This is a genomic window from Mesorhizobium sp. B2-4-2 (assembly GCF_006442845.1).
In the GTDB taxonomy this organism is placed as follows: domain Bacteria; phylum Pseudomonadota; class Alphaproteobacteria; order Rhizobiales; family Rhizobiaceae; genus Mesorhizobium.
Window position 1 is genome coordinate 47,860 of sequence record NZ_VFVM01000007.1, and the last position, 17,671, is coordinate 65,530.

Below are 17,671 nucleotides of genomic sequence, written 5' to 3' on the forward strand. Positions count from 1 at the left end.
GGAGATTGGGCAATGTGCTGACAGGCACAGAAATTGGCTCCCCGGGCCGGATTCGAACCAGCGACCAACCGGTTAACAGCCGGTTGCTCTACCACTGAGCTACCGGGGAACAGAGGCTCTCATGCGAGTGGCGCAGCCTATAGCAAACCCTTTTCGGCTTTGCAAAGAACCATTTCGCATTTTTCCGAGACTTTTTCGCTCAGGCGTTTCTCGCAATCGGCGGCGTTCGTCCTCATATTAGCCGTCTTGCGAGGGCGCGGAACCGAATGCGCGGTCGCGGCTTTCGTCAAGTGACATCCTCAAGCCACCAGACGGACCAGCCATTCGAGATGACGGCAGCAGAAGAAAACCAGGCACCGGCGCGAAAGATATCGGTCTTCGGGCGCAAGTTCACCATGCCGCGTTCGCGCGGCCTCAGGATTGCAATCGGCGTGCTTTTGACGATTGGCGGCATTCTGGGGTTCTTGCCGATTCTCGGTTTCTGGATGGTGCCGCTCGGACTTTTGGTGCTCTCCTACGAATTCGCCATGGTGCGCCGCCATCGGCGCCGGTTCGTCGTCTGGTGGGAACGGCGGCGCCGGCCGGATTGATCGGCCACGCCGGGGACCTTGCCCGGCTTCGTCGCGGCGGCCTTTGGGGCCCGAATCAAATCGCAGCGCTATCCTGCGTTCCAGTGCTCGCCTCCTCCGGGGCGTCCTGCTGGCCTGCTCTCAGATCCTCGCTGATTTCCTTCAGGACGGCGGAAGCCGAGGCAAGGCGCGCGCGGTCGCGCGGTGAAAGCCGGCCGGTGCCTTCTATCTCGAGGCAATCCATGGCGTAGCGCACCAGCTCCTCGCACCCCAGCAGCGGCGAGCTGTCCGCGTTGTTGGTCGACTCGTCCGGTTTGGCCAGCTGCATGGCGCAGTCCTCCTCGGCCTCAACGCAGCCCGGTGCGCGGAGTTTCTCCCAATCATCCGCCATGCTTAACGGCTTGCTAACGCAGCTCGAACCGCCCTGTCTCGCATTTAGGGCGGGGTGCGGGGACTGGCGCAGGCGAAACCGTCGCGAATGCATTGTCGCCGCTTGACGGCTTTTTCGTCGCAACCTATTGGAACCGGGTGGAACGCCGGGAGTAACGAGGCCTCGTGGCGGAGTGGTTACGCAGAGGACTGCAAATCCTTGCACCCCGGTTCGATTCCGGGCGAGGCCTCCAATCTCCGGGCTCCCGCGCGTCAGCGCAGGGAGCTCGCCGTTCCCGTCTAAATGAACCGCGATGTGGCGCGGCAAGCGGATTGGTTGGGACATGAGCGCTGATTTCTCCGAGCTTCGCGTCAAGATGGTCGATGGCCAGATCCGCACCACCGACGTGACCAGCACGCCGCTGCTCGACGCCATGCTTTCCGTGCCCCGCGAGCTTTTCGTCGACGAACGCCAGCGCAATCTCGCCTACATCGACGAAGACATCCGCATCGCGGACGGCCCCGGCGGCGCGCGATATCTGATGGAGCCTTCGCCGCTGGCCAAGCTGATGCAACTGGCCGAGATCAGTCAGGCTGATTCGGTCCTCGATGTCGGCTGCGGCACCGGCTATGCCTCGGCCATCCTGTCGCGACTGGCGGGCTCCGTGGTGGCGCTTGAAAGTGATTCGGCGCTGGCCGAAACCGCAAAGTCGGTGCTCTCATCGCTGGGCTGCGGCAATGTGACCGTGGTCCAGGGCCCGCTGCCGCAGGGATATGCCGCCAAGGCGCCCTACGATGTCGTCTTCGTCGGCGGCAGCGTCGGCAAAGTGCCGGCGGCGCTGCTCGACCAGCTCGCCGAAGGCGGCCGCCTCGTCGCGGTCGAAGGGCAGGGCAATTCCGGCGTGGCGCGGCTTTTTTTCAAAGCAGGGGGGGTTGTAACCGGTAGACGGGCATTTAATGCGGCAATTAAGCCACTACCCGGGTTCGAACGTGAGCATGCTTTCGAATTCTGAATGATTTGGCCTTGCAGCAGAGGCTTTGTCATGGTCGCTTGCATTTGAACAATCGTTGCTGATCCCAATGGGGGCACTTTGGGCCGAGCGACAGGGAACATTCTGACACGCCGCTCCGGTTCTCTAAGGAGAAGCCGGTGCGGCGTGGTTCCCATGGAAAACGAATGAGGGTTTAATGGTGCCGTCTCTACGCAAGTCACTTTTCACCGCCGTCCTCGTTTCGGCGACCGCGCTTTCCCCGCTGGCCGCCTCGGCCGAAACCATCTCCGGCGCGCTTGCAAAGGCCTATCAATACAATTCCTCGCTGAATGCCTCCCGAGCCGGCGTACGCGTCACCGATGAGAGCGTGGCCATCGCCAAGTCCGGCTGGCGCCCGACCATCACCGGGACGGCCGACACGAATTATGTGAATACCCGTGCCAGCGGCGCCAACGTCAAGACGGGGTCGGCCAGTGTGGGCATCGTCATAAACCAGAACCTGTTCGACGGCTTCCAAACGAGAAACAATGTGGCGGCAGCCGAATCGCGGGTCAAGGCATCCGTCGAAAGCCTGCGCAACACCGAGGAGAACACGCTGTTGAGCGCGGCCACGGCCTATATGGACGTGATTCGGGACCGGCAGATCGCGGTGCTGACGGAGCAGAATCTGCAGTTCCTGACCGAGCAGGCGCGCGCCGCGCGCTCACGGTTCGAGGTCGGCGAAGGCACGCGCACCGACGTTGCGCAGGCCGATGCGTCGCGCGCTTCCGCCGTGGCGTCGCTCAGCGCCGCCCGCGCGCAGGCGCTGGCAAGTGCGGCGAGCTATCACCAGATCGTCGGTGACGAGCCGGGCAAGCTCAGGCCTGCCTCGCCATTGGCCAGGCTGCTGCCGCCGAGCCTCGATTCGGCGATAGCCATCGCCTCGGCCGAGCATCCGGCGATCCTCGCCACCCAGCATCTGGTCGATGCGGCCGCGTTTTCGGTGAAGTCGTCCGAGGGCGCATTGCTGCCGCAGCTTTCCGCATCGGCCGGCATTTCGGAGGATTATCTGCATCGCAATCCCGACCTCCAGGGGAGCAACGGCGGTTCGACCTCGGCCAACATCGGTGCGACACTGACGATCCCGATCTATTCGGGCGGCCGCACCTCGGCGGTCGTGCGACAGAACAAGGAATCGCTTGGCGAGGCCCGCATCCAGGTCGACGTCAGCCGCGACCAGGTGCGCCAGGCCGTCGCCTCGGCGTGGTCGCAATACACCGCCGCGCAGCAGAGCGTCGCTGCCAACAGGCAGGTGATCGACGCCGCTCAACTGGCGCTGAACGGTGTCATCGAGGAACGCAATGTCGGCCAGCGCACCACGCTGGATGTGCTCAACGCGCAGGCCACCGTCATCACCGCCAAGATCAACCAGGCAAATTCCGAGCACGACGTTGTGGTGGCGAGTTATGCCATCCTGTCGGCGATCGGCCGCCTCTCGGCCGAGCGCCTTGCGCTGCAGGCGACGAAGTACAGGCCTGAAGAGCACTACAATGCCGTCAAGGACAAGTGGATCGGCCTGCGCACGCCGGATGGCCGCTAAACTCCACAGATTCGAGTAGTTCTCTCGAAGCGACCCGGCGTTCGATCGAAACGCCGGGTCGCTTCATTGTTTGCGCAACTGCGCCGGCAACCCGTCACATGCTTTTCGACGAATTGCGCTAATCTGTTGAAATCCCACATGTCCCCAGAATGGGGATTCTCGTACGGCGCTCCGTCGGTTACGCTGTCGCCATGATTCGAATCCGGCGTTTACCGGAGCGGAAGTCTGTAACAGGTCACAAGGGCGGCGGATGTGACGATGGCAACGGCAAGCAGCGCACAGCGCGAACCTTCCATGGAAGAGATACTGGCTTCCATCAGGAGGATCATCGAGGACAGCGACAGCGGCCGCAAGCAGCCGGACGATGCCGATGACTTGCGGCAGGATCTGAAGCCGGCGGCGGGCGCTGCTCCCGACGTCGATGCGTTCCGCGCCGAATTGCATGCCGCTCCCGAGGTCAGGAAGCCGGTCACGCTGGCGGAGGTGCAGGCACAGACATCGGCGGCCGAACCAACGGTCGCGCGCATGGAAGCGCCGGAGCGAACCGATCCCGTGGCACCAAGGGCGTCGATGACGCTTGCCGAGGTGAGCGCCCGGATCGCCGCCGAGCCGCTGCCCGCCGAAAGGACCGACAGGCCCGCGACGCCCGAGGCCGGCGCGGCAAGCGATGCCATCGTCGCCGATTGGCGCCGCGAGATCGCAGCGGTCGGCGAGCAGGCGAAGGCGATACCAGGCATTCGCAAGCCGGTTGTCCAGCCCGAAGCGCCGGTGGACGAGCCGATGCCGGAGCCGGCGTTCGAGCGGACCCCTTCGATCGCCGCCCCGGCGAGCACCGACGAGGCGCGCAAGGCGGCGGATGAAACGCCTGCGGCCCGTCCGGCAATCCTTTCCGAGCATACGGGCCGGCAGGTCGCCGCGGCCTTTGGCGAACTCTCCGACGCCTTTGCCAGCCGCAGCAAGAAGACATTCGACGAGATGGCCGAGGAGATGCTGCGGCCGATGCTGCAGGACTGGCTGGACAACAACCTGCCAACGCTGGTCGAGCGCCTGGTGCGCGAGGAGATCGAGCGCGTGGCGCGCGGCGCGTAATGATTTTCCCGGGCCGCCTTAGGTGGCTAGTTGGACACCGCTGCGCCTTCACCCTGGCGCAGGCACGGTAATCTCAGGATCGGCACGTCGAAGGAGGCGGTGGCCGCAATAATAGCTCCGATGATGGCGATTGCCACGACCACGCCGCTCCACGCTTCATATAGGCCCGACCCAAGCATAGAGCCCGCCAACCTCATTGTTCGAACATATCTCGGCAGTCTTTCGGGTCTTCTCCGGGTTGGACTAGGCCCATGCGGGCCAAATAGGTTTCGAGCTTCGCGGTTCGGTCTGCATCAAGAATCGCCATCACACCGATATATCCGTCCGGCCGGATCAGCACACACTCGCCCGGTGCCAGTGCATAAGCATCGCGAAGGTGTCCCCAGGCATCGATGACATCGCCTTGCGGGCCGATGTGGTGGACATGCAGCCCCTTGAGTGGGCCAACCGTCTCTCTCCCGGCTTGATGAACAAGCAGTGTCCAATGCGGCCCTTGCAGCAATTGGAACAGTCGCCATGGTTGCCCCGCCGCGCCCCTGATTTGGGCATCCGGCGCGCGGTCCCCCGCGTGCGGGCCGCTGCTGCGTTCGGCCATTTCCCTGGAGAGCGGCGATTCCGGATAGGCGATATCGAGCTGGCGCACCTCGCGGCCGCGGTGCATTCCACCCTGTTTCTGGGTGTCGAGCAGCCGGGTCGAAAGGCCGAGAACCGATTCTGCGACCGGACGTCGTTCCTGCTCATAGGTGTCGAGCAGGCAATCATCCGCGCCGTCGAGGACGGCGGCAAGTTTCCAGCCCAGATTATAGGCATCCTGCACGCTGGTGTTCAGGCCCTGGCCGCCGGTTGGCGGATGGATATGAGCTGCATCGCCAACGAGGAATACCCGATCGACCCGGTAGCGATCGGCAAGCCGGGCGTTCATCAGGTAGGCCGACGCCCAGGCGACCGAATCCACCCGCACGTCGCCGCGGCCGGTCCGCTCATTAATCAAGCGCCCCAGCTGTTCTGCTGAGAGGTCCACTTCGCCGTCCAGCAGAATGGGTGCCTGAATCTGGAAGAGATCGGTTCCGGCGAGCGGGCAAATCGCGACCATTCGCTCCATGTCACCGTCGTTGAACTGGTGCCACGCATCGCGGTCCAGCCCGGTCAACAGCACATCCGCCACGACCGCACGCACGCCCAGCGTCTTGCCGGGGAAATTCAAGCCGAGCGCGCCGCGCACGAAGCTGTGCCCGCCGTCCGCCCCGACAAGATAGCGTGCGCGAACGGTTTGCTCGCCATTCGGCCCCGCAAGACGTGCCATGACACCGTTCTCACCTTGCTCGAACCCAACCAACTCACATCCGTACTCGACCCTATGGCCTAGTTCTGCCAGCCGCTCTCGCATGATCCGCTCGGTGAGGAATTGCGGAATCATTAGCGCGATGGCGTAAGGCTCTGCCGGCGTCGGATCGGGGCGCTCGCCGGTGTCCTTTTCGATATAGCTGCCGTCATCGCCATACACGCGCATCGGCGGATAGACGCCGCCTGCGGCAACGACCCTGTCGAGAATGCCAAGATCTTCGAAAATCTCCTGTGTCCTCGGCTGGATGCCCTTGCCGCGCGAGCCACGGAAGGGTTCGCTCATCTTCTCAATGAGCTGGAAGGATATACCGCGCCGTGCAAGCTCGATCCCCAGCGTCAGGCCAGCCGCTCCTGCGCCGCAGATGAGCACATCTGCCGCAAAACCGTTTGTCATGTCGATCTCCTTGTGTGTAAAATGCACATAATGGAGAGTCGGAGTGCTGTCAATGAAAAGCGTGAAAAATACACATATTGGGAGTCATCAGATTCGTGAACTCCACGGAGCGCTGATCGAGATTGCCAGCCTTATGAACCGGCCTCAGCGCGATGAGCAGATGGTAAAGGAGGCCGGAATTGCGCTCGACCGCGCACTGTTTCCTCTGCTGGTCGGGATAGAGCGGCTTGGGCCGATAGGGATAGTGGACCTCGCCGACCGGGCTGGCCGCGATTACACCACTGTCAGCCGTCAGGTGGCGAAGCTCGAAAGCCTTGGCCTGGCCGTGCGCCGGCAGAGCGAGACAGACCGCCGCGTGAATGAGGCTGTCGTCACGCCAAAGGGCAAGGCGATGACCGACAAGATCGACGCAGCACGAGAGAGAAACGCTCGCGCCGTTTTCGAAAGCTGGGACGCACACGACATCGACGAACTCGTGCGGCTCATGCGCAAGTTCGCCGAAGCTTTGAAAGAAAAACCAGAGGACTCCAGCGCGTCCTGAGACGTCGCACTATTCCTCGTTTCGTACGACCCGAGCTGGCATTTGGGATTGGGCGGCGTAGGCGTGCAATGCCTCTCCGGCTGGAGCCGGTGACAGTGCCGACGCCACCAGGGATTGTCGCATACGGGACAGACACTATCTGAACGGTGATCCTCTTTCTGTTGTGCCGGTTGCCGAGGCGGCCCCTACGGTTGACTCGGTCAAAGCCTTCCGATTTACACCGGACCAGCAAAAATCCGACAGCGCGGACCATTTTCCCATGCTTGAAAAGACCTACGACGCCAAAACCGTCGAACCGAAGATTGCCAAGGTGTGGGAAGAGGCCGACGCGTTTCGCGCCGGCGCCGGCGCCGAGGAGGGGGCCGAGGCCTTCACCATCGTCATCCCGCCGCCCAACGTCACCGGCTCGCTGCATATGGGCCACGCGCTCAACAACACGTTGCAGGATATTCTCGTTCGCTTCGAGCGCATGCGCGGCAAGAACGTGCTGTGGCAGCCGGGCATGGACCATGCCGGCATCGCCACGCAGATGGTGGTCGAGCGGCAGTTGATGGAAAAGCAGATCCATCGCCGCGACCTCACCCGTGAACAGTTCATCGAGAAAGTGTGGGAGTGGAAAGCCGAATCCGGGGGCGCGATCCTCAACCAGCTGAAGCGGCTCGGCGCCTCGGCCGACTGGTCGCGCGAACGCTTCACCATGGACGAAGGCCTGTCCAAGGCCGTGCTCGAAGTGTTCGTCACGCTCTACAAGGAAGGCCTGATCTACAAGGACAAGCGCCTTGTGAACTGGGATCCCAAGCTGCTCACCGCGATCTCCGATCTCGAGGTCGAGCAGCAGGAGGTCAACGGCAATCTCTGGCACTTCCGCTATCCCGTCGAAGGCGTGGCCTTCGATCCGGAAAACCCGAAGACCTTCATCATCGTGGCGACGACGCGCCCCGAGACGATGCTGGGCGATACGGCCGTCGCCGTGCATCCGGACGACGAGCGCTTCCGGCACCTGGTCGGCAAGAATGTCGTCCTGCCGATCGTCGGCCGCAAGATTCCCGTGGTGGCGGATGAGTATTCCGACCCCGAGAAGGGCTCTGGCGCGGTTAAGATAACGCCGGCGCATGACTTCAACGACTTCGAGGTCGGCAAGCGCCACAAGCTGCCGGCGATCAATATCCTCACCGTCGAGGCGGCGGTAAACCTCAGGGACAACGAGGATTTCCTCGCCGGGCTCGAGGTGACGCCGGAGCGCCAAGCCGTCTGGGATGAACTCAACGGCCTTGACCGCTTTGTCGCGCGCAAGAGGATCGTCGAATTGATGGAAGAAGGCGGCTTCCTCGACAAGGTCGAGCCGCATCGCCACGCCGTGCCGCATGGTGATCGCGGCGGCGTGCCGATCGAGCCGTTCCTGACCGAGCAGTGGTATGCAAACGCCGCCGAACTGGCCAAGCCGGCGATCGCCTCGGTGCGCGAGGGGCGTACCAAGATCATACCCGCGAATTGGGAAAAGACGTACTTCCAGTGGATGGAGAACATTGAACCCTGGTGCATCTCGCGCCAGCTTTGGTGGGGCCACCAGATTCCGGCATGGTATGGGCCGGACGGGCGCGTCTTCGTCGAGAAGACGGAGGAAGAGGCGCTGAGTGCCGCGATCGAATATTATCTGGCGCTCGAAGGACCCTGGAAGGCCTGGGTCGAGGACAAGCTCGAGAATTTCCAGCCGGGCGAAATCCTGACCCGTGACGAGGACGTGCTCGATACCTGGTTTTCCTCGGCGCTGTGGCCGTTCTCGACGCTGGGCTGGCCGGATGAGACGCCGGAGCTGAAAACCTACTACCAGACCGACGTGCTGGTGACCGGCTTCGACCTGATCTTCTTCTGGGTCGCGCGCATGATGATGATGGGCCTGCACTTCATGGACGAGGAGCCGTTCCACACCGTCTACATGCACGCGCTGGTGCGCGACAAGAACGGGCAGAAGATGTCGAAGTCGAAAGGCAATGTCGTCGACCCGCTCGACCTCATCGACGAATATGGCGCCGACGCGCTGCGCTTCACGCTGACGGTGATGGCGGCGCAGGGGCGTGACGTGAAGCTCGACCCGGCGCGCATTGCCGGCTACCGCAATTTCGGCACCAAGCTTTGGAACGCGACGCGCTTCGCCGAGATGAACGAAGTCGCGCGCAACGACGATTTCTGGCTGAACGACGCCAAGCTGGCGGTCAACCGCTGGATCCTGACCGAGCTGACGCGCGCCGCGCGAGAGGTCACGGACGGCATCACCTCATATCGCTTCAACGAGGCGGCGGGGGCGGCCTACCGCTTCGTCTGGAACCTGTTCTGCGACTGGTATCTGGAGCTGCTGAAGCCGGTGTTCATGGGCACGGACGAGGCGGCCAAGGCCGAAAGCCGCGCCTGCGTCGCCTTCGTGCTCGACGAAATCTACAAGCTCCTGCATCCGATGATGCCGTTCATGACCGAGGAACTTTGGGCGCAGACCGCGGGCGAGGGCAAGGAGCGCGCTTCGCTGCTTTGCCATGCCGCGTGGCCGTCGCCGGATTTCGAGGACGCTGAAGCGGCCGCCGACATCAACTGGCTGGTTGATCTCGTCTCCGGCATTCGTTCCGTGCGTTCGGAAATGAACGTGCCGCCGGCAGCCATCGCGCCGCTGATGGTGATCGGAGCCAACACGCTTACCCGCGAACGGCTGGAGCGCCACGCCGCCGCGATCAAGCGGCTGGCGCGCGTCGGCGACATCTCGCAGGTTGACGCCGCACCCAAGGGCTCGGCGCAGATCGTGCTCAACGAGGCAACGGTCTGCCTGCCGCTCGGCAGCCTGATCGATCTCGCCGCCGAGGCCGCGCGCTTGCAGAAAGAACTGGCCAAGGTGACCGAGGAGATCGCACGCCTGCACAAGAAGCTGTCGAACGAAAGATTCGTCGCCAGCGCGCCGGCCGAGATCGTGGAAGCCGAGCGTGAAAAGCTGGCCGAATACCGCGAGGCGCAGAGCAAGCTTTCGGTGGCGCTGGCCAGGGTTCGCGAAGCGGGTTGAGGGCAGATTCGGGAGACTTTAGGGCCCTCTAAAATGGGGTGGCTTTTTGCCTCGAAACCGGCATTCCGTAGCGTTAATGTTGACGTAAACGGAAGTTTTCGCCCCATTGTTGCCATAATGTAACAATGGGGCATTCGACTGCTCAAAACTGATTATTTTTGGCCTTTTTGGCCGATTTTCTCCCGTTTTTCTGAGTGAGACACGCCCGGCGAACCGTTTTTCTGCCTCGCTGCGCTGGTCTGCATTTTGTCCGGAATGCGTCCCGTGGACATGTACATGTACGCCCCAAGAATTCGTTGTTGCACCGTTAACCCGAATTGGTTCTAGCTGGATGCACTGACTATTCGGGGAGGACATCCATGAACAATCTGCGTTTGAAAGCACTGCTGGGGGCAGGGTGCTTTTCGCTGGCTTTGCTGGGGACGGCAATGAGCTCGGCACATGCCGGCGGCCTGGAACGTGGCGGCTACGATATCGACCTGCTGTTTGATCCGGCGCCGTTCGCGACAGACGCGGAAGCGACCTATGTGATGCCGGACCGTAAGTACGAGAATGCGCGTGGTCCCGGCGGAGCCAATCTCGGCCTTGGTACCTCGGCCGACGGAGCCGAGGGCTATTGGGTACCGCGCATAGGAATGAAGGCCCAGGTTGTGCAGGGCGTCGACTGCATGGTCGATTATTCGCAGCCTTGGGGCGCGCATACCGCACCAGGTATGTGGAACGGAGCGCTTTCTAACGTCGAGACTGATATCAAGAGCAACAATTACGCCGGCACCTGTTCCTACAAGTTTGATGCTGGCAAGGGCCAGCTCCGCTTTATCGGCGGGTTGTTCTATCAGGACATTTCAGGCTTCAAGGAAAGCTTGGTCGGTTTTACTCCCCTCGGACAACCGCTGCTTGGTCGTGTCGATCTGGAGGCTAACGGTTGGGGCTGGCGCGCCGGCGTTGCCTACGAAATCCCTGATATCGCGCTCCGCGCCAGCTTGGTCTACAATTCGAAGGTCAAGCTAGACAACATTTCGGGCACACTCACCTTACCAGCTATTCTTGGAGGTTCTCGGCCGATCTATGGCGCAGAGGAGTCGATGCCGGATTCGCTGGAACTGAAACTGCAGTCCGGTATTGCGCCTGACTGGCTGGCCTTCGGCTCAATCAAGTGGGTCAACTGGAGCGTGCTGCAGAGCGTTCCGATCTGTCCAACAATTGCGCCTGGGGCGGCTTGCTTCACGAACGGCCCGGGTCAGGTGACGTCGCTCGACCTGATGTATCGTGACGGCTGGACCGTTTCAGGTGGTATCGGCCACAAGTTCAATGATCAATGGAGTGCCGCCGGTCAATTGACCTGGGATCGTGGCACCTCGCATGGCTATGGTGCGCAGACCGATACGTGGACCCTGGGCGGCGGCGTCGCCTATACGCCGCAGCCCAACATCGAAGTGCGGCTCGCTGGAGCGGTCGGCGTTTTGACCAGCGGCCACTCGGGGACATTGGCTGGTGAGAACGGCTATGTTGCAGGCGAGGATGCCAGCTATGATTTCGGGAATGATCTGATCACGGCGATCTCTGGTGGTGTGAAGATCAAGTTCTAAGTCTCTGTAAAATCAAATGAAAGGCCGGGCAATGCCCGGCCTTTTTCGTTCCGGGGCTGTGGCCGAGCCTGTCGGCCCCAGGGCTGCGTTGCAGATAAACCGCACCAGCTCCGCCTCGTGTCGTTGTGATGTTTTGGCAACACTTTCTGAACAACCCCTGCGCTAGAAGTCAGGCCGACGAAATTGCCCATTTCCCGCCATAAACCCGGCGCACCTCGATCTTGTCTCGGGACACGCGCCAAAAGGCTCGGCGATGGGAGCAGGCCGCACCGCCCTCTTGCGAGGAAGATGTGGGGCAAGGAAGAGTATGGACGCCAAAGTCATCTCCAAGGCTAAGCTCCCCAGCCGCTATGTGACCGTCGGTCCGGCGCGTGCGCCGCATCGCTCCTATCTCTATGCCATGGGCCTGTCGGCGGCCGAGATCGCACAGCCGCTGGTCGGCGTCGCCTCCTGCTGGAACGAAGCGGCGCCCTGCAACATTTCGCTGATGCGCCAGGCGCAAGTGGTCAAGAAGGGCGTCGCGGCCGCCAACGGCACGCCGCGCGAATTCTGCACCATCACCGTCACCGACGGCATCGCCATGGGCCACCAGGGCATGAAGTCGTCGCTGGTGTCGCGCGAGGTCATCGCCGATTCGGTCGAGCTCACCATGCGCGGGCATTGCTACGACGCGCTGGTCGGGCTCGCCGGCTGCGACAAGTCGCTGCCCGGCATGATGATGGCCATGGTGCGGCTCAACGTGCCGTCGATCTTCATCTATGGCGGCTCGATCCTGCCCGGCAGCTACCGCGGCCGCCAGATCACCGTGCAGGATGTGTTCGAAGCGGTGGGCCAGCACTCGGTCGGCACGATCGGCGATGCCGAGCTGCTTGAAATCGAGCAGGCCGCCTGTCCGTCGGCCGGCTCCTGCGGCGCCCAGTTCACCGCCAACACCATGGCGACCGTGGCCGAGGCGATCGGCCTGGCGCTGCCCTATTCCTGCGGCGCGCCGGCGCCTTATGAAATGCGCGACCGTTTCAACTTCGCCTCCGGCGAAAAGATCATGGAACTGATCGCCAGGAACATCCGGCCGCGCGACATCGTCACGCTGAAAGCGCTGGAGAACGCGGCGACGGTGGTTTCGGCCACCGGCGGCTCGACCAATGCGGCGCTGCATTTGCCGGCCATAGCGCATGAGGCCGGCATCAAGTTCGACCTGTTCGATGTCGCCCGGATTTTCGAGAAGACGCCATACATCGCCGACCTCAAGCCCGGCGGCAAATATGTCGCCAAGGACATGTTCGAGGCCGGCGGCATTCCGCTGTTGATGAAGACGCTGCTCGACCACGGCTACCTGCATGGCGATTGTCTGACGGTCACTGGCCGCACTTTGGCCGAAAATATGGAGCATATTGCCTGGAATGAACACCAGGATGTGGTCCGCCCGGCCGACAGACCTATTACCCAAACCGGCGGTGTCGTGGGCTTGAAGGGAAACCTTGCCCCCGAAGGCGCGATCGTGAAGGTCGCGGGCATGACGGAGTTGAAGTTCTCCGGCCCGGCGCGCTGCTTCGATTCGGAAGAGGAATGTTTCGAAGCGGTGACGCATCGCAACTACCGGGAAGGCGAAGTTCTCGTCATCCGCTACGAAGGGCCGCGCGGCGGACCTGGCATGCGCGAGATGCTGTCGACGACGGCGGCACTCTACGGCCAGGGCATGGGTGGCAAGGTGGCGCTGATCACAGACGGCCGTTTCTCGGGCGCGACGCGCGGCTTCTGCATCGGCCATGTCGGGCCCGAGGCCGCCCTTGGCGGTCCGATTGGCCTCATCCGGGACGGCGATGTGATCTCCATCGATGCCGTGAACGGCACGATCGATGTGGCGTTGTCCGATAGGGAACTGGCTGCGAGGGCAAAGAGTTGGAAGGCGCGCACAACCGACTATCAGTCCGGCGCGATATGGAAATACGCACAGACGGTAGGTTCCGCCCGCGACGGCGCGGTCACCCATCCGGGCGGTGCGAAAGAAACACACTGCTATGCGGACATCTGAGTTGTTGAGGTCGTCTGTCCTTCCGGCACTGGTCGCGTTAGCGATCTTTGGCGTCGTCGGCCAGGCCATGGCCTTCGACGACAAGGTGTTCGACGACAAGACCGGCGTGAAGCCGCAGTCGAGCCCCTGGGCGGTGTTCCAGTTCGGCTTCTCCGCCTACAAGAACGGCCACAAGGAACAGGCCGCGGAGGCCTATAAATACGCCGCCGAGAACGGCCAGATCGGCGCCACCTGGAAGCTTGCCCGCATGTATGCCGAGGGTGATGGCGTGGCGCGCGACGATTACGAGGCGTTCAAGTTCTTTTCGGAGATCGTCGATCAGGACGTCGAGCCCGGCTCACCGGAAGAAAGCTACGTTTCCGACGCGCTGGTGGCGCTGGGCGACTATTTGCGCAAGGGCATTCCCGGCAGCCCGGTGACCGAGAACGAAGTGGCGGCCCAGGAATATTACATGCGGGCCGCCGCCAACTACCGCAACCCGAATGCCCAGTTCGAGATGGGGCAGATGTTCCTGAAGGGCGAGGGCGGCGTGAAGGCCAGCGTCAAGCAGGCCGGGCGCTGGTTCCAGCTCGCCGCCGAAAAAGGCCATGCCGGCGCGCAGGCGACGCTCGGCCATCTGTTGTTCCAGAGCGGCAAGATCGTGCGCGGCCTGGCGATGATGACGGCAGCACTCGAACGTGCGGCGCCCGCCGACCAGCCCTGGATCCGCGGCATGCAGGAGGAGGCCTTTGCCGCCGCCGGCGAAGCCGACCGCCGCACAGCGATCTCGCTCGCTGACGACATCCTGACCAAGGGCAACAGCGCCGATCAGTAAGGATGATCTCCCCACGAGGAGATCGCTAATCAGACATTAATTCTCGGTCGGCTCCGCCGGCACCATGCTGGGAGCCGGCGCCGAGATCGGCGTCATCCGTCGGTGCGGCGCCAGCGTGTCTTGCGGGCAGCTGTCCCCGACTTTCGTCCATGAGGTGTTGTTGAGCACCATCTCGCAGCGGGCGAGGTGGCTCTTGTCGGCGATCGTCAGACAGGCGACCTGGCCGACCGGGTAGGATTTTCCATTGGCAAGACATTCCTCGGCGGCGAAAGCCGCCGCAGGGACGGCGACAGCGAATGCCAGGCCGATCGGACAAAGGACAAGTCGTATGGTCATGGGAACCCCAGCCGCCATGATGATCTCCCATCATGCGCCTGATTGTGGCGATACGAGGTCCAGCGCGGGCCCGGGGTCTCCCTCAGGCCGGCAGCAAATCGAGATCGATGGCCACCGGCACGTGGTCGGACGGTTTTTCCCAGGCGCGCACATGCTTTTCGATCGAGGCCGATGAAAACCGGTTGGCGGCCTCGGGCGACAGCAGCAGGTGGTCGATGCGGATGCCGTTGTTCTTCTGCCAGGCGCCGGCCTGGTAGTCCCAGAAGGTGAAGGTGTCGCCCGCATCGGTGACCGAACGCACTGCTTCGGTGAAGCCGAGATTCTTCAGCCTGCGGAACGCCTGCCGCGTCTGCGGCTGGAACAGCGCATCATTCAGCCAGTTCTCCGGGAACTTCGCGTCGACAGGTTCGGGAATGACGTTGTAGTCACCGGCCAGCACCAGGGCTTCCTCCAGCCTCAGCCGCTCCTCGGCCCAGCGCTCCAGCCGTGCCATCCAGGACAGCTTGTAGGAGAATTTCCTCTCGTCATCGATCGGATTGCCGTTCGGCAGATAGAGCGAGGCGACACGCAGCGCGCCCTTGTCGGTCGAGAACACACCTTCGATGAAGCGCGCATGCTCGTCGGCGTCGTCGCCGGGCAGACCTCTGATGACCTCGTCGAAGCGCAATTTCGACAGCAGGGCGACGCCGTTGAAACCCTTCTGGCCGTGGGTTTCCACATTGTAGCCAAGCGCCTCGATCTCGGCGCGCGGGAACTGCTCGTCGACCGTCTTGATCTCCTGCAGGCAGACGATGTCGGGGGCGCTTTCGGTCAGCCAATGGGTGAGATTGCCGATGCGGGCGCGAATGCCGTTGATGTTCCAGGTGACGATCTTCATGGCGGCCTCAATGTTCTTCCGGGGCAAGACGTTCGACCAGGCCGATCGTATTGCCTGCGGGATCCTTTAGAAAGGCCATCCACTCGCTTTCCCCCGCCGGACCGAACTGGCCCTCGGTGTCGCGATGAACAAGCGTTGGAGGCGCGGTGAAGGGAACGCCCGCAGCTTTCGCGCCGGCGTGGAAATCCTCGAGACCTGATATGTCGAGATAGACGGTTCCGGCCGGAATGCCGTCGGTGAACAGCAGCCGCACGCTGCCGGCCATGATGAAGGCGATGCCCGGCGGATCGTAACGCACATGCACGCTCATCCCGAGCACGTCGCACCAGAAGGCCAGAGTCGCGTCGAGGTCTCGCCCGGCCGAGAGCGCGACCTGACGAACCGCGCCAATGGCAGGCATGTTGTTCCTAAATGGAGAAGCTTGTGCCGCAGCCGCAGGAGGCGACCGCATTCGGGTTGCGGATCTGGAACGACTGGCCCATCAGGTCGTCGACGAAATCAATCACCGACCCGCCCATATAAACCAGCGACAGATCATCGATCAGAACCGTGGCGCCGTCCTTCTCGATGGCGACATCGTCGTCGTTGCGCGCGTCGACCAGATCGAACTTGTAGGAAAAGCCGGAGCAGCCGCCGCCTTCGACGGAAACGCGCAACGCCGTCTTGCCGGCCTCGTCCGACACAATCTTGGCGATCCGCCTTGCGGCGGCATCGGTCATCTCGACTTTCATGGCGGTCTTGGCATCCGCGCCCATGGGCGTCACCTTGCTTTCGGTTTCACATGATAGGTATGAAGCGCGAAGGGCCAAGTCAACCGGCCATAGTCTGGCGGCCATAGTCTAGCGGCCAAAGTCAGGCGGCCAAAGTCAGGCGGCATCGACCATGACCAACGAGTTGGGCGACATCGGATTCGGCTATAGGCCCCGCGCGGCCTATGCCAGCGATCCGGCGCGCTCGCGCGGGCGCCTGTTCGAAGAGGTCGAAAGCCCGACCCGTACGCCGTTCCAGCGCGACCGCGACCGCATCATCCATTCCACCGCGTTCCGCCGGCTGAAACACAAGACGCAGGTCTTCATCGCCCATGAAGGCGATCATTACCGTACCCGGCTGACCCATTCGATCGAGGTGGCGCAGATCGCACGCGCTCTGGCGCGGGCGCTGCGCGGCGACGAGGATCTGGCTGAAGCGGTGGCGCTGGTGCATGATTTCGGCCACACGCCCTTCGGCCACACCGGCGAGGACGCCCTCAACGAGAAGATGGCTGATTGGGGCGGCTTCGACCACAACGCGCAATCGCTGCGCATCGTGACAAGGCTGGAAGCGCGCTATGCCGAGTTTGACGGACTGAACCTGACCTGGGAAACGTTGGAAGGCCTGGTCAAGCACAATGGTCCGCTGACCGATGCCAACGGCAAGGGCCTGAAGGGTCCGGTGCCGCAGGCGATCCGCGACTATTCGGAACTGCACGACCTCGAACTCGACCGGTTCGCCGGCATAGAGGCGCAGTGTGCTGCGATCGCCGACGATATCGCCTACAACACGCACGACATCGACGACGGCCTGAGGGCGGGGCTGCTGACGCTGGACATGCTGAAGGCCGTCTCGCTGCCGGGGACCATCCTGGAGGGGGTGCGCGCGCGCTATCCCAATCTCGACGAGGTGCGCACCGGCCACGAGCTGATGCGGCGCCAGATCACCGCCATGGTCGAGGACGTGATCAGGTCGACCACCGCCAACCTGGAACGCACCGGGCCGCGGAGCGCCGATGCGGTGAGGGCGGCGGGCGAGACGATGGTGACCTTTTCCGCCGAAATGGCCGTCGCCGAGAAAGAGCTGAAGGCCTTTCTCTACAAGCACCTCTACCGACACAAGGAAGTCATGCGCGTGCGCGCCGATGCGGAGCGGATCGTCAGGAACCTGTTCGACGTCTATTTCGCCGATCCGCGCGCCATGCCGGACGGCTGGCGCGAGGGGCTCGACCGGGCCGAGGATCGCATCAAGGCGCGCAGCGTGGCCGACTTCCTGGCGGGGATGACCGACACCTACGCGCTGAAGGAACACCGGCGTTTGTTTGACCGTACGCCGGATTTGAGCTAGGGCGGG

The 17,671-nt window shown here is 62.9% G+C and carries 16 protein-coding genes and 2 tRNA genes; 11 read left to right on the top strand and 7 right to left on the bottom strand.

All coding sequences use genetic code 11. The features are described from left to right. Positions 1-34: 34 nt before the first annotated feature. A tRNA-Asn gene (locus FJ942_RS17070) sits at positions 35-109 on the bottom strand. Positions 110-329: 220 nt separating this feature from the next. On the opposite strand from FJ942_RS17070, the gene FJ942_RS17075 reads away from it, so the two are divergent. Next, complete coding sequence (locus FJ942_RS17075; RefSeq protein WP_140495745.1) at positions 330-590, top strand: hypothetical protein; 261 nt, start codon at positions 330-332, stop codon at positions 588-590. Positions 591-645: 55 nt separating this feature from the next. Here the strand turns inward: FJ942_RS17075 and FJ942_RS17080 are convergent, their stop codons facing one another. Then, complete coding sequence (locus tag FJ942_RS17080) at positions 646-897, bottom strand: hypothetical protein (RefSeq protein WP_140898331.1); 252 nt, start codon at positions 895-897, stop codon at positions 646-648. Between the two features lie 221 nt (positions 898-1,118). Here FJ942_RS17080 and FJ942_RS17085 point away from each other — a divergent pair. From FJ942_RS17085 to FJ942_RS17100, 4 genes are all read left to right on the top strand, one after another. Then, a tRNA-Cys gene (locus FJ942_RS17085) sits at positions 1,119-1,192 on the top strand. 90 nt (positions 1,193-1,282) lie between these two features. Next, on the top strand, positions 1,283-1,951 hold the full coding sequence (locus FJ942_RS17090; protein WP_140495747.1) for a protein-L-isoaspartate O-methyltransferase: 669 nt from the start codon (positions 1,283-1,285) through the stop codon (positions 1,949-1,951). A 178-nt stretch (positions 1,952-2,129) separates the two neighbouring features. Next, a complete protein-coding gene (locus FJ942_RS17095) occupies positions 2,130-3,509 on the top strand; it encodes a TolC family outer membrane protein (RefSeq protein ID WP_140521260.1) in 1,380 nt (459 codons plus the stop codon). 258 nt (positions 3,510-3,767) lie between these two features. Then, positions 3,768-4,598 carry a PopZ family protein gene (locus FJ942_RS17100; RefSeq protein ID WP_140495748.1) on the top strand — a complete coding sequence of 277 codons (831 nt, stop codon included), beginning with the start codon at positions 3,768-3,770 and terminating at the stop codon, positions 4,596-4,598. 193 nt (positions 4,599-4,791) lie between these two features. On the opposite strand, the gene FJ942_RS17105 is transcribed toward FJ942_RS17100, so the two are convergent. Next, the gene (locus tag FJ942_RS17105; RefSeq protein WP_140517150.1) at positions 4,792-6,336 is read right to left on the bottom strand and encodes an FAD-dependent oxidoreductase; all 1,545 of its coding nucleotides are present in this window, start codon (positions 6,334-6,336) and stop codon (positions 4,792-4,794) included. Between the two features lie 43 nt (positions 6,337-6,379). On the opposite strand from FJ942_RS17105, the gene FJ942_RS17110 reads away from it, so the two are divergent. From FJ942_RS17110 to FJ942_RS17130, 5 genes are all read left to right on the top strand, one after another. Next, positions 6,380-6,877: a MarR family winged helix-turn-helix transcriptional regulator gene (locus tag FJ942_RS17110; RefSeq protein WP_140517148.1), complete on the top strand. Its 498-nt coding sequence runs from the start codon at positions 6,380-6,382 to the stop codon at positions 6,875-6,877. A gap of 259 nt (positions 6,878-7,136) precedes the next feature. Beyond that, positions 7,137-9,920: a valine--tRNA ligase gene (locus tag FJ942_RS17115; protein ID WP_140517146.1), complete on the top strand. Its 2,784-nt coding sequence runs from the start codon at positions 7,137-7,139 to the stop codon at positions 9,918-9,920. 359 nt (positions 9,921-10,279) lie between these two features. Further along, positions 10,280-11,509, top strand: a complete 1,230-nt coding sequence (locus FJ942_RS17120; RefSeq protein ID WP_140495753.1) for an OmpP1/FadL family transporter — start codon at positions 10,280-10,282, stop codon at positions 11,507-11,509. Between the two features lie 307 nt (positions 11,510-11,816). Beyond that, on the top strand, positions 11,817-13,541 hold the full coding sequence (gene ilvD, locus FJ942_RS17125; protein ID WP_140898333.1) for a dihydroxy-acid dehydratase: 1,725 nt from the start codon (positions 11,817-11,819) through the stop codon (positions 13,539-13,541). Further along, positions 13,528-14,355 carry a tetratricopeptide repeat protein gene (locus FJ942_RS17130; RefSeq protein WP_140898335.1) on the top strand — a complete coding sequence of 276 codons (828 nt, stop codon included), beginning with the start codon at positions 13,528-13,530 and terminating at the stop codon, positions 14,353-14,355. Before ilvD ends, FJ942_RS17130 begins: the two co-directional genes overlap by 14 nt. A 36-nt stretch (positions 14,356-14,391) precedes the next feature. Here FJ942_RS17130 and FJ942_RS17135 read toward each other — a convergent pair whose 3' ends face one another. The 4 genes from FJ942_RS17135 to erpA all read right to left on the bottom strand — a co-directional run bounded on the left by FJ942_RS17135 (position 14,392) and on the right by erpA (position 16,323). After that, the gene (locus tag FJ942_RS17135; protein WP_140517140.1) at positions 14,392-14,709 is read right to left on the bottom strand and encodes a hypothetical protein; all 318 of its coding nucleotides are present in this window, start codon (positions 14,707-14,709) and stop codon (positions 14,392-14,394) included. A 64-nt stretch (positions 14,710-14,773) separates the two neighbouring features. Next, positions 14,774-15,568, bottom strand: a complete 795-nt coding sequence (xth, locus tag FJ942_RS17140; protein ID WP_140495757.1) for an exodeoxyribonuclease III — start codon at positions 15,566-15,568, stop codon at positions 14,774-14,776. A gap of 7 nt (positions 15,569-15,575) precedes the next feature. Further along, positions 15,576-15,968, bottom strand: a complete 393-nt coding sequence (locus FJ942_RS17145) for a VOC family protein (RefSeq protein ID WP_140495758.1) — start codon at positions 15,966-15,968, stop codon at positions 15,576-15,578. A 7-nt stretch (positions 15,969-15,975) separates the two neighbouring features. Continuing rightward, the gene (erpA, locus tag FJ942_RS17150; RefSeq protein ID WP_140495759.1) at positions 15,976-16,323 is read right to left on the bottom strand and encodes an iron-sulfur cluster insertion protein ErpA; all 348 of its coding nucleotides are present in this window, start codon (positions 16,321-16,323) and stop codon (positions 15,976-15,978) included. A 127-nt stretch (positions 16,324-16,450) separates the two neighbouring features. Between erpA and FJ942_RS17155 the strand changes: the two genes are divergently transcribed. Next, on the top strand, positions 16,451-17,665 hold the full coding sequence (locus FJ942_RS17155) for a deoxyguanosinetriphosphate triphosphohydrolase (RefSeq protein WP_140561520.1): 1,215 nt from the start codon (positions 16,451-16,453) through the stop codon (positions 17,663-17,665). Positions 17,666-17,671 lie beyond the last annotated feature (6 nt).

Excerpts from the sequence above, each read along its gene's own strand:
- FJ942_RS17075 (WP_140495745.1), top strand. The coding sequence starts at position 330 with ATGACGGCAGCAGAAGAAAACCAGGCACCGGCGCGAAAGATATCGGTC.
- FJ942_RS17080 (WP_140898331.1), bottom strand. The coding sequence starts at position 897 with ATGCAGCTGGCCAAACCGGACGAGTCGACCAACAACGCGGACAGCTCG.
- FJ942_RS17090 (WP_140495747.1), top strand. The coding sequence starts at position 1,283 with ATGAGCGCTGATTTCTCCGAGCTTCGCGTCAAGATGGTCGATGGCCAG.
- FJ942_RS17100 (WP_140495748.1), top strand. The coding sequence starts at position 3,768 with ATGGCAACGGCAAGCAGCGCACAGCGCGAACCTTCCATGGAAGAGATA.
- FJ942_RS17105 (WP_140517150.1), bottom strand. The coding sequence starts at position 6,336 with ATGACAAACGGTTTTGCGGCAGATGTGCTCATCTGCGGCGCAGGAGCG.
- FJ942_RS17115 (WP_140517146.1), top strand. The coding sequence starts at position 7,137 with ATGCTTGAAAAGACCTACGACGCCAAAACCGTCGAACCGAAGATTGCC.
- FJ942_RS17120 (WP_140495753.1), top strand. The coding sequence starts at position 10,280 with ATGAACAATCTGCGTTTGAAAGCACTGCTGGGGGCAGGGTGCTTTTCG.
- ilvD (WP_140898333.1), top strand. The coding sequence starts at position 11,817 with ATGGACGCCAAAGTCATCTCCAAGGCTAAGCTCCCCAGCCGCTATGTG.
- FJ942_RS17130 (WP_140898335.1), top strand. The coding sequence starts at position 13,528 with ATGCGGACATCTGAGTTGTTGAGGTCGTCTGTCCTTCCGGCACTGGTC.
- FJ942_RS17135 (WP_140517140.1), bottom strand. The coding sequence starts at position 14,709 with ATGGCGGCTGGGGTTCCCATGACCATACGACTTGTCCTTTGTCCGATC.
- xth (WP_140495757.1), bottom strand. The coding sequence starts at position 15,568 with ATGAAGATCGTCACCTGGAACATCAACGGCATTCGCGCCCGCATCGGC.
- FJ942_RS17145 (WP_140495758.1), bottom strand. The coding sequence starts at position 15,968 with ATGCCTGCCATTGGCGCGGTTCGTCAGGTCGCGCTCTCGGCCGGGCGA.
- erpA (WP_140495759.1), bottom strand. The coding sequence starts at position 16,323 with ATGGGCGCGGATGCCAAGACCGCCATGAAAGTCGAGATGACCGATGCC.
- FJ942_RS17155 (WP_140561520.1), top strand. The coding sequence starts at position 16,451 with ATGACCAACGAGTTGGGCGACATCGGATTCGGCTATAGGCCCCGCGCG.